General features: G+C 41.9%; 9 protein-coding genes, 15 tRNA genes and 3 rRNA genes. 25 read left to right on the forward strand and 2 right to left on the reverse strand.

What is annotated here, in order from left to right:
* The first annotated feature begins 3 nt into the window (after positions 1-3).
* The 4 genes from KPL75_RS16710 (at position 4) to perR (ending at position 2,505) form a co-directional block, all read left to right on the forward strand.
* A complete protein-coding gene (locus tag KPL75_RS16710; RefSeq protein ID WP_002115968.1) occupies positions 4-789 on the forward strand; it encodes an ABC transporter permease in 786 nt (261 codons plus the stop codon).
* A gap of 72 nt (positions 790-861) precedes the next feature.
* The gene (locus tag KPL75_RS16715; protein WP_219917046.1) at positions 862-1,266 is read left to right on the forward strand and encodes a potassium channel family protein; all 405 of its coding nucleotides are present in this window, start codon (positions 862-864) and stop codon (positions 1,264-1,266) included.
* Positions 1,267-1,322: 56 nt separating this feature from the next.
* Complete coding sequence (gene bcp / locus KPL75_RS16720; RefSeq protein ID WP_098778070.1) at positions 1,323-1,778, forward strand: thioredoxin-dependent thiol peroxidase; 456 nt, start codon at positions 1,323-1,325, stop codon at positions 1,776-1,778.
* A gap of 298 nt (positions 1,779-2,076) precedes the next feature.
* The gene (gene perR, locus KPL75_RS16725; RefSeq protein ID WP_000237831.1) at positions 2,077-2,505 is read left to right on the forward strand and encodes a peroxide-responsive transcriptional repressor PerR; all 429 of its coding nucleotides are present in this window, start codon (positions 2,077-2,079) and stop codon (positions 2,503-2,505) included.
* A 63-nt stretch (positions 2,506-2,568) separates the two neighbouring features.
* Here perR and KPL75_RS16730 read toward each other — a convergent pair whose 3' ends face one another.
* The gene (locus KPL75_RS16730) at positions 2,569-2,925 is read right to left on the reverse strand and encodes a YgzB family protein (RefSeq protein ID WP_219917048.1); all 357 of its coding nucleotides are present in this window, start codon (positions 2,923-2,925) and stop codon (positions 2,569-2,571) included.
* Between the two features lie 447 nt (positions 2,926-3,372).
* Between KPL75_RS16730 and KPL75_RS16735 the strand changes: the two genes are divergently transcribed.
* The 18 genes from KPL75_RS16735 (at position 3,373) to KPL75_RS16820 (ending at position 9,584) form a co-directional block, all read left to right on the forward strand.
* A 16S ribosomal RNA gene (locus tag KPL75_RS16735) occupies positions 3,373-4,924 on the forward strand.
* 146 nt (positions 4,925-5,070) lie between these two features.
* A 23S ribosomal RNA gene (locus tag KPL75_RS16740) occupies positions 5,071-7,992 on the forward strand.
* 100 nt (positions 7,993-8,092) lie between these two features.
* A 5S ribosomal RNA gene (rrf, locus tag KPL75_RS16745) occupies positions 8,093-8,208 on the forward strand.
* The 16S, 23S and 5S rRNA genes sit together here with 15 tRNA genes alongside, the layout of an rRNA operon.
* An 8-nt stretch (positions 8,209-8,216) precedes the next feature.
* Positions 8,217-8,291, forward strand: a tRNA-Asn gene (locus KPL75_RS16750).
* A 2-nt stretch (positions 8,292-8,293) separates the two neighbouring features.
* Positions 8,294-8,385 (forward strand) — tRNA-Ser (locus KPL75_RS16755).
* 19 nt (positions 8,386-8,404) lie between these two features.
* A tRNA-Glu gene (locus KPL75_RS16760) sits at positions 8,405-8,479 on the forward strand.
* Between the two features lie 5 nt (positions 8,480-8,484).
* Positions 8,485-8,560, forward strand: a tRNA-Val gene (locus tag KPL75_RS16765).
* A gap of 24 nt (positions 8,561-8,584) precedes the next feature.
* A tRNA-Met gene (locus KPL75_RS16770) sits at positions 8,585-8,661 on the forward strand.
* Positions 8,662-8,664: 3 nt separating this feature from the next.
* Positions 8,665-8,740: transfer RNA gene (locus KPL75_RS16775), tRNA-Asp, on the forward strand.
* Between the two features lie 10 nt (positions 8,741-8,750).
* A tRNA-Phe gene (locus KPL75_RS16780) sits at positions 8,751-8,826 on the forward strand.
* 14 nt (positions 8,827-8,840) lie between these two features.
* Positions 8,841-8,916: transfer RNA gene (locus tag KPL75_RS16785), tRNA-Thr, on the forward strand.
* 10 nt (positions 8,917-8,926) lie between these two features.
* Positions 8,927-9,010, forward strand: a tRNA-Tyr gene (locus tag KPL75_RS16790).
* A gap of 9 nt (positions 9,011-9,019) precedes the next feature.
* Positions 9,020-9,093: transfer RNA gene (locus KPL75_RS16795), tRNA-Trp, on the forward strand.
* 19 nt (positions 9,094-9,112) lie between these two features.
* Positions 9,113-9,188, forward strand: a tRNA-His gene (locus KPL75_RS16800).
* Between the two features lie 64 nt (positions 9,189-9,252).
* Positions 9,253-9,327 (forward strand) — tRNA-Gln (locus KPL75_RS16805).
* A 5-nt stretch (positions 9,328-9,332) separates the two neighbouring features.
* A tRNA-Gly gene (locus tag KPL75_RS16810) sits at positions 9,333-9,407 on the forward strand.
* A 14-nt stretch (positions 9,408-9,421) separates the two neighbouring features.
* Positions 9,422-9,492 (forward strand) — tRNA-Cys (locus KPL75_RS16815).
* A 10-nt stretch (positions 9,493-9,502) separates the two neighbouring features.
* Positions 9,503-9,584, forward strand: a tRNA-Leu gene (locus KPL75_RS16820).
* 209 nt (positions 9,585-9,793) lie between these two features.
* Here KPL75_RS16820 and KPL75_RS16825 read toward each other — a convergent pair.
* A complete protein-coding gene (locus KPL75_RS16825) occupies positions 9,794-10,114 on the reverse strand; it encodes a DUF3884 family protein (protein ID WP_219917049.1) in 321 nt (106 codons plus the stop codon).
* A gap of 748 nt (positions 10,115-10,862) precedes the next feature.
* Between KPL75_RS16825 and KPL75_RS16830 the strand changes: the two genes are divergently transcribed.
* From KPL75_RS16830 to KPL75_RS16840, 3 genes are all read left to right on the forward strand, one after another.
* Positions 10,863-11,582, forward strand: a complete 720-nt coding sequence (locus KPL75_RS16830; protein WP_219917050.1) for a YebC/PmpR family DNA-binding transcriptional regulator — start codon at positions 10,863-10,865, stop codon at positions 11,580-11,582.
* 151 nt (positions 11,583-11,733) lie between these two features.
* Complete coding sequence (locus KPL75_RS16835; RefSeq protein ID WP_219917051.1) at positions 11,734-12,195, forward strand: NUDIX hydrolase; 462 nt, start codon at positions 11,734-11,736, stop codon at positions 12,193-12,195.
* Between the two features lie 519 nt (positions 12,196-12,714).
* The gene (locus KPL75_RS16840; RefSeq protein WP_201038657.1) at positions 12,715-13,491 is read left to right on the forward strand and encodes a transglycosylase domain-containing protein; all 777 of its coding nucleotides are present in this window, start codon (positions 12,715-12,717) and stop codon (positions 13,489-13,491) included.
* Positions 13,492-13,552: the final 61 nt, after the last annotated feature.

Below are 13,552 nucleotides of genomic sequence, written 5' to 3' on the forward strand. Positions count from 1 at the left end.
GAGATGATATATATAAAATTATTTTTGCAATATGCAAGTCAATATATAAAAACAAAATTGGAGTATCGTGGCGATTTTATCGTCGGATTACTTTCAGATTTATCACTACAAGCTGTTAATTTAATCTTCATTCTCGTAGTGTTTGGGCATACCCAAGCACTAAAAGGGTGGAGCCGAGAAGAAGTAATCTTTATTTATGGTTTCTTTTTAGTACCGTTTGCCATTTTTTCAGCTTTCTTTAATATATGGGACTTTAATGATCGTTACATTATTAAAGGAGAAATGGACCGTATATTAACGAGACCGATTCATAGTTTATTTCAAATTATATTAGAAAGAATGGAACTTGAATCTTTAATTGGAGCTATTACGGGGATTATTGTGATGGGTTATGCAGCAATGGAGCTGCAATTATCTTTTTACTGGTATGATTTCTTCTTATTCCTATTTATGGTAGGGGGAGGGGCACTTGTGTACGGCGGGATATTTGTTACGCTTGCAAGTCTTGGCTTTTGGTCGGATGCGAAAAGTTCCATTATGCCGCTTATGTATAACATAGGGAATTATGGACGCTACCCTGTTGATATTTATAACCGTGTTATTCGTTTTGTTTTAACGTTCGTTTTACCGTTTGCATTTGTTGGTGTATATCCAGCAGCATACTTTTTAAGAAAAACAGAGTGGAATAGCTATGCTTTCGCAACGCCAATTGTTGGTGTTATCTGTTTTACTATTGCAATTACCCTCTGGAATCAAGGGGTTAAACGATATCGTGGTGCAGGGAATTAATTATAGAAGCTTGTTCGTTTCTAAGGGATAAATCAGCTGTAGTCCTCATACATATAAAATGAGGTGGAGGACATGTTATGGGGATTTATTCTATTAATTGCAGCAATCGCTATTTTGAGAAGTGTCCAATTATTATGGAGTTCATATTCAAATTCCAATCGTTTCTTTTCGCTGTACAATTTAGCTACGTTGTTTTTAATTTATACAACGGTACTGATTGCGTTTGGATTAAGTTATGTTGTGCTAGAGGAAATGGGTTTTGCAGTTTTGAAAGAAGATGGGGATAAGCTAAGTGCTCACTCCTTTCAACTCGTCGAAATATGTTTATATTTTAGCGCGGTTACTTTATTGTCCGTTGGATATGGTGATATAGCTCCGATTGGAATCGGAAGATGGATTGCAATTGGAGAAGCGCTAATTGGATATACATTACCGTTTGCCTTTGTGGTAAGGACTGTAATGGACAATGAAAAATAAGGTAGCATTTGTTATAGTAATAGTAATAGTAATAGAAAAGAAAAGGAGTGATAACAATGATCACAGTAGGAGAAATAGCACCGGAATTCACATTAGAGGGAAGTACCGGAGAACAAATTCGCTTAGCTGACTTCCGAGGTGAAAATGTAGTTTTATATTTTTACCCGAAAGATATGACTCCAGGGTGTACAACTGAAGCATGTGATTTTCGTGATGCATATGGATTATTCCAAGAGAAGGACACGGTCATCCTTGGTGTAAGCCCTGATTCGGTGAACAGACATATGAAATTCATCGAGAAGCATGAACTTCCATTTGTACTTTTAGTAGATGAAGATCATAAAGTAGCAGAATTGTACGATGTTTGGAAGTTGAAAAAGAACTTTGGAAAAGAGTACATGGGAATCGAGCGTTCTACATTCCTTATCAATAAAGATGGTGAACTTGTAAAAGAATGGCGTAAAGTGAAAGTGAAAGGACATATTGAGGACGTTCTTTCTTATATAAAATAAATCATTAATGAGGAGAAAAAATACATATGTAAGGCATGCGTCTATACATATTTTCTTGCGATACATAAAGTGAAAGTGTAGGGCATACCTCCTCAGATGATAGTATTCCAAGTGCGATTATGTCGCACTTTTTTCTATGTAAATGTATAGGTAATGGGGGAAGATACATAAGAGTAAGGCTATATACAAAAATAAACCACATACTTATAGTAGAAATATTGACGATTTATAAGAAAAGGAGTACACTCCTTATAAGAATTATAAAATAATAATCCGTATAGAATCGGGGTGCATGACGGTGGTCAAAGAAGAATTAAAAGAAGCGCTAGAAATGCTGAAAAATACGGGTGTACGCATTACTCCGCAGCGTCATGCTATTTTAGAGTACCTTGTGGAATCTATGACGCACCCAACAGCGGATGACATTTATAAAGCATTAGAAGGTAAGTTTCCAAATATGAGTGTTGCAACTGTCTATAATAACTTACGTGTGTTTAAAGAGGTTGGACTTGTAAAGGAATTAACTTATGGAGACGCTTCAAGTAGATTTGATTATGTTACAAGTCAACATTATCATGTGATTTGCGAAAAATGTGGTAAGATTGTTGATTTTCCTTATGGGGGCTTGGAACAGCTTGAAGAGGAAGCTGCAAAAACGACAGGCTTCGTTATTAATAGTCATCGCTTAGAAATTTATGGCGTTTGTCCAGAGTGTCATAAGGCGTAATATATAATAAAGAAAGAGGCTGACGGCTATACGTCGACCTCTTTCTTTATTATATATAACTATTTAGGATTTATAGCTCTTCTTATTATATTTCTCATCAAATTCTTTTCCTTCTAGATTTTGATCAAGTGTTAAAGGTTGATTGCAATGCATACATGCGTCGACACGACCGAGCATTTTTGTTGGTTTATCGCAGCTTGGACAAATAATTTGTATCGTTTTTGTAGATAACATACCAATCCAAAAGTAAACAACAGTGCTAGCGATGACAGCTAAAAAACCAACCATCATAAAGGTTGTCATAATAATGATGTTTTCGCGAAAAAAGACACCTAAGTATGCAATGAAGAGGCCGATAAATACTAAACTCAATGCAAAGGTTCGGATTTTATTAATTTTGTTCGAATATTTAATACCCATTCCCACCACACTCCTATAGGGATAATATAACACACAATTTAGAATGTTTTACAAAAACGAAGGCTATGATTAAATTTATCACTTATTAAAGAACAGTAGTACTTTCTTTTAAGATGCAATACAGAAAGAGATTAGGTGGAAGAAGCGTGTCTATAAAAGAGGAGTAGTAAATTTTTTTCTATAGTTAATTTAGCTTTTTAACGGGATGTGAAATTTTTTTAGAAAAAGTATTGACCCTATATATACTGCGTGATATATTAATAAACGTCGCTGATGCGGAAACGCAGAAAACGATAAAAAAGAAATTGAAAAACTTAGTTGACATCGAAAAACGAAGATGTTAACATAAGGAAGTCGCAATTGAGCGGCGAAGTAGTTCTTTGAAAACTGAACGAAACAAACAACGTGAACGTCAATTTTTATTTTTAGATGCTAGACAAACTAACTTTATTGGAGAGTTTGATCCTGGCTCAGGATGAACGCTGGCGGCGTGCCTAATACATGCAAGTCGAGCGAATGGATTAAGAGCTTGCTCTTATGAAGTTAGCGGCGGACGGGTGAGTAACACGTGGGTAACCTGCCCATAAGACTGGGATAACTCCGGGAAACCGGGGCTAATACCGGATAATATTTTGAACTGCATGGTTCGAAATTGAAAGGCGGCTTCGGCTGTCACTTATGGATGGACCCGCGTCGCATTAGCTAGTTGGTGAGGTAACGGCTCACCAAGGCAACGATGCGTAGCCGACCTGAGAGGGTGATCGGCCACACTGGGACTGAGACACGGCCCAGACTCCTACGGGAGGCAGCAGTAGGGAATCTTCCGCAATGGACGAAAGTCTGACGGAGCAACGCCGCGTGAGTGATGAAGGCTTTCGGGTCGTAAAACTCTGTTGTTAGGGAAGAACAAGTGCTAGTTGAATAAGCTGGCACCTTGACGGTACCTAACCAGAAAGCCACGGCTAACTACGTGCCAGCAGCCGCGGTAATACGTAGGTGGCAAGCGTTATCCGGAATTATTGGGCGTAAAGCGCGCGCAGGTGGTTTCTTAAGTCTGATGTGAAAGCCCACGGCTCAACCGTGGAGGGTCATTGGAAACTGGGAGACTTGAGTGCAGAAGAGGAAAGTGGAATTCCATGTGTAGCGGTGAAATGCGTAGAGATATGGAGGAACACCAGTGGCGAAGGCGACTTTCTGGTCTGTAACTGACACTGAGGCGCGAAAGCGTGGGGAGCAAACAGGATTAGATACCCTGGTAGTCCACGCCGTAAACGATGAGTGCTAAGTGTTAGAGGGTTTCCGCCCTTTAGTGCTGAAGTTAACGCATTAAGCACTCCGCCTGGGGAGTACGGCCGCAAGGCTGAAACTCAAAGGAATTGACGGGGGCCCGCACAAGCGGTGGAGCATGTGGTTTAATTCGAAGCAACGCGAAGAACCTTACCAGGTCTTGACATCCTCTGAAAACTCTAGAGATAGAGCTTCTCCTTCGGGAGCAGAGTGACAGGTGGTGCATGGTTGTCGTCAGCTCGTGTCGTGAGATGTTGGGTTAAGTCCCGCAACGAGCGCAACCCTTGATCTTAGTTGCCATCATTAAGTTGGGCACTCTAAGGTGACTGCCGGTGACAAACCGGAGGAAGGTGGGGATGACGTCAAATCATCATGCCCCTTATGACCTGGGCTACACACGTGCTACAATGGACGGTACAAAGAGCTGCAAGACCGCGAGGTGGAGCTAATCTCATAAAACCGTTCTCAGTTCGGATTGTAGGCTGCAACTCGCCTACATGAAGCTGGAATCGCTAGTAATCGCGGATCAGCATGCCGCGGTGAATACGTTCCCGGGCCTTGTACACACCGCCCGTCACACCACGAGAGTTTGTAACACCCGAAGTCGGTGGGGTAACCTTTATGGAGCCAGCCGCCTAAGGTGGGACAGATGATTGGGGTGAAGTCGTAACAAGGTAGCCGTATCGGAAGGTGCGGCTGGATCACCTCCTTTCTATGGAGAATTGATGAACGCAGTTCATCAATAAACGTTGACTTGTTTCGTTTCGTTCAGTTTTGAGAGAACTATCTCTCAAGTTTAAATGTATGTTCTTTGAAAACTAGATAACAGTGTAGCTCATATTTTTTTAATTTTAGTTTGGTTAAGTTAGAAAGGGCGCACGGTGGATGCCTTGACACTAGGAGTCGATGAAGGACGGGACTAACGCCGATATGCTTCGGGGAGCTGTAAGTAAGCTTTGATCCGAAGATTTCCGAATGGGGAAACCCACTATACGTAATGGTATGGTATCCTTACCTGAATACATAGGGTATGGAAGACAGACCCAGGGAACTGAAACATCTAAGTACCTGGAGGAAGAGAAAGCAAATGCGATTTCCTGAGTAGCGGCGAGCGAAACGGAATCTAGCCCAAACCAAGAGGCTTGCCTCTTGGGGTTGTAGGACATTCTATACGGAGTTACAAAGGAACGAGGTAGACGAAGCGACCTGGAAAGGTCCGTCACAGAGGGTAACAACCCCGTAGTCGAAACTTCGTTCTCTCTTGAATGTATCCTGAGTACGGCGGAACACGTGAAATTCCGTCGGAATCTGGGAGGACCATCTCCCAAGGCTAAATACTCCCTAGTGATCGATAGTGAACCAGTACCGTGAGGGAAAGGTGAAAAGCACCCCGGAAGGGGAGTGAAAGAGATCCTGAAACCGTGTGCCTACAAATAGTCAGAGCCCGTTAATGGGTGATGGCGTGCCTTTTGTAGAATGAACCGGCGAGTTACGATCCCGTGCGAGGTTAAGCTGAAGAGGCGGAGCCGCAGCGAAAGCGAGTCTGAATAGGGCGTTTAGTACGTGGTCGTAGACCCGAAACCAGGTGATCTACCCATGTCCAGGGTGAAGTTCAGGTAACACTGAATGGAGGCCCGAACCCACGCACGTTGAAAAGTGCGGGGATGAGGTGTGGGTAGCGGAGAAATTCCAATCGAACCTGGAGATAGCTGGTTCTCCCCGAAATAGCTTTAGGGCTAGCCTTAAGTGTAAGAGTCTTGGAGGTAGAGCACTGATTGAACTAGGGGTCCTCATCGGATTACCGAATTCAGTCAAACTCCGAATGCCAATGACTTATCCTTAGGAGTCAGACTGCGAGTGATAAGATCCGTAGTCAAGAGGGAAACAGCCCAGATCGCCAGCTAAGGTCCCAAAGTGTGTATTAAGTGGAAAAGGATGTGGAGTTGCTTAGACAACTAGGATGTTGGCTCAGAAGCAGCCACCATTTAAAGAGTGCGTAATAGCTCACTAGTCGAGTGACTCTGCGCCGAAAATGTACCGGGGCTAAATACACCACCGAAGCTGCGAATTGATACCAATGGTATCAGTGGTAGGGGAGCGTTCTAAGTGCAGTGAAGTCAGACCGGAAGGACTGGTGGAGCGCTTAGAAGTGAGAATGCCGGTATGAGTAGCGAAAGACGGGTGAGAATCCCGTCCACCGAATGCCTAAGGTTTCCTGAGGAAGGCTCGTCCGCTCAGGGTTAGTCAGGACCTAAGCCGAGGCCGACAGGCGTAGGCGATGGACAACAGGTTGATATTCCTGTACCACCTCTTTATCGTTTGAGCAATGGAGGGACGCAGAAGGATAGAAGAAGCGTGCGATTGGTTGTGCACGTCCAAGCAGTTAGGCTGATAAGTAGGCAAATCCGCTTATCGTGAAGGCTGAGCTGTGATGGGGAAGCTCCTTATGGAGCGAAGTCTTTGATTCCCCGCTGCCAAGAAAAGCTTCTAGCGAGATAAAAGGTGCCTGTACCGCAAACCGACACAGGTAGGCGAGGAGAGAATCCTAAGGTGTGCGAGAGAACTCTGGTTAAGGAACTCGGCAAAATGACCCCGTAACTTCGGGAGAAGGGGTGCTTTCTTAACGGAAAGCCGCAGTGAATAGGCCCAAGCGACTGTTTAGCAAAAACACAGGTCTCTGCGAAGCCGTAAGGCGAAGTATAGGGGCTGACACCTGCCCGGTGCTGGAAGGTTAAGGAGAGGGGTTAGCGTAAGCGAAGCTCTGAACTGAAGCCCCAGTAAACGGCGGCCGTAACTATAACGGTCCTAAGGTAGCGAAATTCCTTGTCGGGTAAGTTCCGACCCGCACGAAAGGTGTAACGATTTGGGCACTGTCTCAACCAGAGACTCGGTGAAATTATAGTACCTGTGAAGATGCAGGTTACCCGCGACAGGACGGAAAGACCCCGTGGAGCTTTACTGTAGCCTGATATTGAATTTTGGTACAGTTTGTACAGGATAGGCGGGAGCCATTGAAACCGGAGCGCTAGCTTCGGTGGAGGCGCTGGTGGGATACCGCCCTGACTGTATTGAAATTCTAACCTACGGGTCTTATCGACCCGGGAGACAGTGTCAGGTGGGCAGTTTGACTGGGGCGGTCGCCTCCTAAAGTGTAACGGAGGCGCCCAAAGGTTCCCTCAGAATGGTTGGAAATCATTCGTAGAGTGCAAAGGCATAAGGGAGCTTGACTGCGAGACCTACAAGTCGAGCAGGGACGAAAGTCGGGCTTAGTGATCCGGTGGTTCCGCATGGAAGGGCCATCGCTCAACGGATAAAAGCTACCCCGGGGATAACAGGCTTATCTCCCCCAAGAGTCCACATCGACGGGGAGGTTTGGCACCTCGATGTCGGCTCATCGCATCCTGGGGCTGTAGTCGGTCCCAAGGGTTGGGCTGTTCGCCCATTAAAGCGGTACGCGAGCTGGGTTCAGAACGTCGTGAGACAGTTCGGTCCCTATCCGTCGTGGGCGTAGGAAATTTGAGAGGAGCTGTCCTTAGTACGAGAGGACCGGGATGGACGCACCGCTGGTGTACCAGTTGTTCTGCCAAGGGCATAGCTGGGTAGCTATGTGCGGAAGGGATAAGTGCTGAAAGCATCTAAGCATGAAGCCCCCCTCAAGATGAGATTTCCCATAGCGTAAGCTAGTAAGATCCCTGAAAGATGATCAGGTTGATAGGTTCGAGGTGGAAGCATGGTGACATGTGGAGCTGACGAATACTAATAGATCGAGGACTTAACCATATAATATGAAGCAACGTTATCTAGTTTTGAGAGAATATAAAAAACTTGTTGACTTTCTAAGTGAATCAAGTATAATAATGTTTGTCTCAAGCGAATATAGTCTGGTAATGATGGCAGAGAGGTCACACCCGTTCCCATACCGAACACGGAAGTTAAGTTCTCTAGCGCCGATGGTAGTTGGGACCTTGTCCCTGTGAGAGTAGGACGTTGCCAGGCAATATTATTCCGCAGTAGCTCAGCGGTAGAGCTATCGGCTGTTAACCGATCGGTCGTAGGTTCGATTCCTACCTGCGGAGCCATTGGAGAGCTGTCCGAGTTGGCCGAAGGAGCACGATTGGAAATCGTGTATACGTCACAAGCGTATCAAGGGTTCGAATCCCTTGCTCTCCGCCATAAGCAATTTATAATATTTGGCCCGTTGGTCAAGTGGTTAAGACACCGCCCTTTCACGGCGGTAACACGGGTTCGAATCCCGTACGGGTCACCACTTTTGGAGGATTAGCTCAGCTGGGAGAGCACCTGCCTTACAAGCAGGGGGTCGGCGGTTCGATCCCGTCATCCTCCACCATATAAATTATATGAATAATATTATCGCGGGGTGGAGCAGTACGGTAGCTCGTCGGGCTCATAACCCGAAGGTCGCAGGTTCAAATCCTGTCCCCGCAACCAAATGGTCCCGTGGTGTAGTGGTTAACATGCCTGCCTGTCACGCAGGAGATCGCCGGTTCGACCCCGGTCGGGACCGCCATTTTTAATAAGGCTCGGTAGCTCAGTCGGTAGAGCAGAGGACTGAAAATCCTCGTGTCGGCGGTTCGATTCCGTCCCGAGCCACCATTTTAATAAAATATGCCGGCTTAGCTCAATTGGTAGAGCAACTGACTTGTAATCAGTAGGTTGGGGGTTCAAGTCCTCTAGCCGGCACCATGTAAGTTTCGGAGGGGTAGCGAAGTGGATAAACGCGGCGGACTGTAAATCCGCTCCTTCGGGTTCGGCAGTTCGAATCTGCCCCCCTCCACCATATTTACATAGGGGCATAGTTTAAAGGTAGAACTGAGGTCTCCAAAACCTCCAGTGTGGGTTCAATTCCTACTGCCCCTGCCAAATATATAAACACAACATGGCGGTTGTGGCGAAGTGGTTAACGCACCGGATTGTGGCTCCGGCATTCGTGGGTTCAATTCCCATCAGTCGCCCCATTTTTATTTTTAAAAATTACAAATAAATTAATGGATACTTACATATAATTAAGTAAAACTTCGGTGGGCTATAGCCAAGCGGTAAGGCAACGGACTTTGACTCCGTCATGCGCTGGTTCGAATCCAGCTAGCCCAGCCATTTTTGCGGAAGTAGTTCAGTGGTAGAATACAACCTTGCCAAGGTTGGGGTCGCGGGTTCGAATCCCGTCTTCCGCTCCATTTTAACTTCATATGGCGGCATAGCCAAGTGGTAAGGCAGAGGTCTGCAAAACCTTTACCACCGGTTCAAATCCGGTTGCCGCCTTTCTTATTATGCCGATGTGGCGGAATTGGCAGACGCGCACGACTCAAAATCGTGTTCCTTCGGGAGTGTCGGTTCGACCCCGACCATCGGTATCACGAACGGCTTAACATCAAGGCTCTACACTAATTGTGTAGAGCTTTTTTGTGTTTTCTTCACACTACAAAATAAGCACTAATAGTGCGTTGGGTTAGTGTGCGGTGAGTAAGCGACGAACTTTAGATACAGTTGGAAGAAACTATGAAGTACTAAAAGGATAAAATTTCAGTAGAATATTACATATACAAGAATTTTTTCGAGCACTCTAGAGAGAATCTCTCCACCCTGGTGACATGAAGTTAAATCCGATACCACCAGTTGAAATTACCACATTATCAGCTGGTAATTTCGTAATTTCCAAAAACTTCTTTTCAAACTCTTCTCTGTTGTACTTGTACATAGTTGAGTGGCACGACCACATTTGCGTTGAAGTACTCAACCAGTCCCCTAATTCCTTTAATTTAGGAAACGACTCAAATTGAATTGGCCCATCCAATTTTATGAATCTCACTTGATAGATAGTTGGGTTTAACTTCTCTCCTATTCCTTTAAAACCATGTGATTTTTTCTCATTTGAATGTGTCATAATTCTCCCTCATCCTTCCTTCAAATTTTTGAATTACAAGAAAATTTTTCCTATTTTAATTATACAGCAATAGAAAGTAATTAAGGAAATATTATGGGATTAGTAGAGGAATGAAAAGGAATAACTTTAGTTTGATAATGAACAGTTCATAACATACTACATAACAAATCTTTAAAAGGACAGGGCAGCTTTGCCCTGTCTTTCTTATTGTTTAGCAAGAAATAATAAAATAAATCATCACAGTAATAAATGAAATATGATGAACTTAATCAAGGGAGAGGAATGAAAGTAAAAGGTGTCAGTTATTTAATATGATTCCATTTTGGCTCCGTTTCATTTTAATTTATCATGTTTAAAGAAGCTCAAAATTTTTTAAATGCTTTAAAATAAAGGATTTAAAAGGTAGCACTCTATATAAATGTCACCTAAAAAGACTCAAAATTGTGTTCCTTCGGGAGTGTCGGTTCGACCCCGACCATCGGTATCGGTGACTTAAAAAAGACTCTAATAGAAATGTTAGAGTCTTTTTTGTTAAATTATGCTACGTGATTCTAAAATTCGTAATAAACTTAGGAATTCATGTATAATATAACTTGTCGAAAGAACAAAATGATAGTGATTTATATTATGTCTGTAATATGAATCAAAAATGAAATTTTTATATTTCTTTTAAAAATGTGTTGAATACACATTATATTTTATATTAATATTTTTATGTAGATTTAAAACGGGAAAGAGAGTGGAAAGTATGGGCCGTAAATGGAACAATATTAAAGAAAAAAAAGCATCAAAGGATGCAAATACAAGCCGTATATACGCGAAATTTGGACGTGAAATTTATGTGGCAGCAAAACAAGGCGAGCCAGATCCAGAATCAAACCAAACGTTAAGAGTTGTATTAGAACGTGCGAAAACATACAACGTGCCAAGAACAATTATTGACCGTGCGATTGAAAAGGCAAAAGGCGGTTCAGAAGAAAACTATGACGAGCTTCGTTATGAAGGCTTTGGACCAAACGGATCTATGGTAATTGTAGATACACTGACAAATAACGTAAACCGTACTGCAGCAGATGTACGAGCTGCATTTAGCAAAAACAGTGGTAACATGGGTGTAAACGGTTCTGTAGCTTACATGTTTGATGCGACAGCTGTTATCGGTCTTGAAGGTAAAACGTCAGATGAAGTTCTTGAAATCTTAATGGAAGCAGATGTAGATGCACGTGACATTCTAGAAGAAGAAGATTCTGTTATCGTTTATGCTGAACCTGATCAGTTCCATTCAGTACAATCTGCACTTAAAGATGCCGGTGTTGAAGAATTTACAGTTGCAGAATTAACAATGCTTGCACAAAGTGATGTAGAACTTCCTGAAGATGCTCAAGTACAATTTGAAAAAATGGTTGATGCATTAGAAGATTTAGAAGATGTACAGCAAGTTTACCACAACGTAGACTTAGGGGAATAATATAAGACAGAAGACCCTTTCCTTTAACGAACAGGGTCTTTTTTTTATGAAGTTAATTAAGGTGGTAAAGGATTAAAGGTATTTTGTAGCTGTTAGGGAATATGGTTATAGGTTTGTATTTTAAATAATCGTATTTCTTGGAGGTATTTCTGTGGAGTATAAAACACCAAAGCATATTGTTGCCGTAGCAGGTTATTTAACAAATGAAAAGAATGAAGTGCTTTTAACGAAAGTGCACTGGCGAGCTGATACGTGGGAAATGCCTGGAGGACAGGTAGAAGAAGGGGAAGCGCTCGATCAAGCAGTTTGCAGAGAAATAATGGAGGAAACCGGATTAACTGTGAAGCCTATCGGAGTTACAGGGATTTATTATAATGCTTCTATGCATATTGTAGCTGTTGTTTTTAAAGTAGCATATGTTAGTGGTGAAATAAAAATTCAACCTGAAGAAATACAAGAAGCTAAATTTGTTGCTTTAAATGAAGAGAACATCGATGAGTATATAACGCGTCCTCATATGAAATCAAGGACACTTGATGCGATGAAAGCAATGCATTTCATTCCATACGAAACATGGGAAGTTCAGCCATATAATCTTATAGGAAGATTGTAAAGTTTTGGTTAGTTATTTGAGGACATCTCAAATTGCTAACCTTTTCTTTATGTATACTGTTTCAGAAAAAGGTCACAATAATAAAGTGTAGGCTAATAATTAGTGGGGGAAGCAGGACTACCACCTAACTTCATTGCTTTAGCCAATTTTTGAGGGAGAAGTTTTACTGCCCACAAATAGCGAGATAATCTGAAAGTTAGTATTGATTTAGAGAACGTTTGTTCTGTATAATAATGATATATCGTATATAATTAGATTGCTAGATGTTTAAAAGTATAAACGTATAAATTGATATAATAAAAGAATAAAGTGAAATTAAGGAGAGTCCTACTTCCTATAAATAAATGTATATTCAACATTTCATATGAATAGTAGATAAAAAAAGACTGTGATACAATACATTTTTACACCTTACAATGTTGTAAGGTAGGTGTAAGAGAAATCGATGGGATATTCTTTTACAACAAGGTATTCTTAAGTTAAGAGTTATATATGCTGTGTGGAAAAGAGGTGTTCAAGATGAAAGAACGAGTATTATCCAGAGTGAATTATCATCAAAAAGTTGCATTAAATCCATTAACTAAATTTCTTTATAAAGCCATTATATTATTATTATTGTTAAGTTTTGCATTATTATTCGTTGGAAATGTAATGATTGAGCGAAGTGATATTAGTAAATTACATGTACCAGCTAAGTTAGAGGTACCAGAATCATTAACACACGCATTTATTGCGACGGAAGATAAAAGGTTTTATCATCATAACGGTTTAGACTATATAGCAATTATTCGAGCTTCTATTGAAAATATAAAAGCTGGTGGTGTTGTGCAAGGCGGAAGCACGATTACACAGCAGCTATCTAAAAATGCTTTTTTATCTAATGAACGTACATTTTCCCGTAAGTGGAAAGAAATTTTTTATACGAAAAAGATTGAACGTACATTCACAAAGGATGAGATTTTAAAATTATATGTGAGTAATATTTACTACGGAGAAGGAGCATGGGGAATTGAAAAAGCAGCAAACCTTTACTTCGGTAAAAAGGTGAATCAATTAACGTTGGCTGAAAGTGCAATGATGGCTGCTGTAGTAAAAGCACCGGCTTATTACTCACCTGCACAAAATTATGATAAAGCAGTTGAGAGACGGAATGTAGTTTTAAGGCTAATGGAGAAAGAAGGGTATATAAATCATGATGAATATGTGCAAGCAGTTAGTGAAAAATTGGTAATTCGTCATGATATAAAAACAGAGCAATCCATGTTAAAAAATGCCCGTGAAAAAGCAGTAAGTTAAAAGAAGTTCCTAAATAGGAGCTTCTTTTTTTGGATAATTTGTGACAAAAGACGACACAATA

This window comes from Bacillus sp. NP247 (assembly GCF_018966865.1).
Classification (GTDB): Bacteria; Bacillota; Bacilli; order Bacillales; family Bacillaceae_G; genus Bacillus_A.

Excerpts from the sequence above, each read along its gene's own strand:
- KPL75_RS16825 (WP_219917049.1), bottom strand. The coding sequence starts at position 10,114 with ATGACACATTCAAATGAGAAAAAATCACATGGTTTTAAAGGAATAGGA.
- bcp (WP_098778070.1), top strand. The coding sequence starts at position 1,323 with ATGATCACAGTAGGAGAAATAGCACCGGAATTCACATTAGAGGGAAGT.
- KPL75_RS16710 (WP_002115968.1), top strand. The coding sequence starts at position 4 with ATGATATATATAAAATTATTTTTGCAATATGCAAGTCAATATATAAAA.
- KPL75_RS16730 (WP_219917048.1), bottom strand. The coding sequence starts at position 2,925 with ATGGGTATTAAATATTCGAACAAAATTAATAAAATCCGAACCTTTGCA.
- KPL75_RS16840 (WP_201038657.1), top strand. The coding sequence starts at position 12,715 with ATGAAAGAACGAGTATTATCCAGAGTGAATTATCATCAAAAAGTTGCA.
- KPL75_RS16830 (WP_219917050.1), top strand. The coding sequence starts at position 10,863 with ATGGGCCGTAAATGGAACAATATTAAAGAAAAAAAAGCATCAAAGGAT.
- KPL75_RS16715 (WP_219917046.1), top strand. The coding sequence starts at position 862 with ATGTTATGGGGATTTATTCTATTAATTGCAGCAATCGCTATTTTGAGA.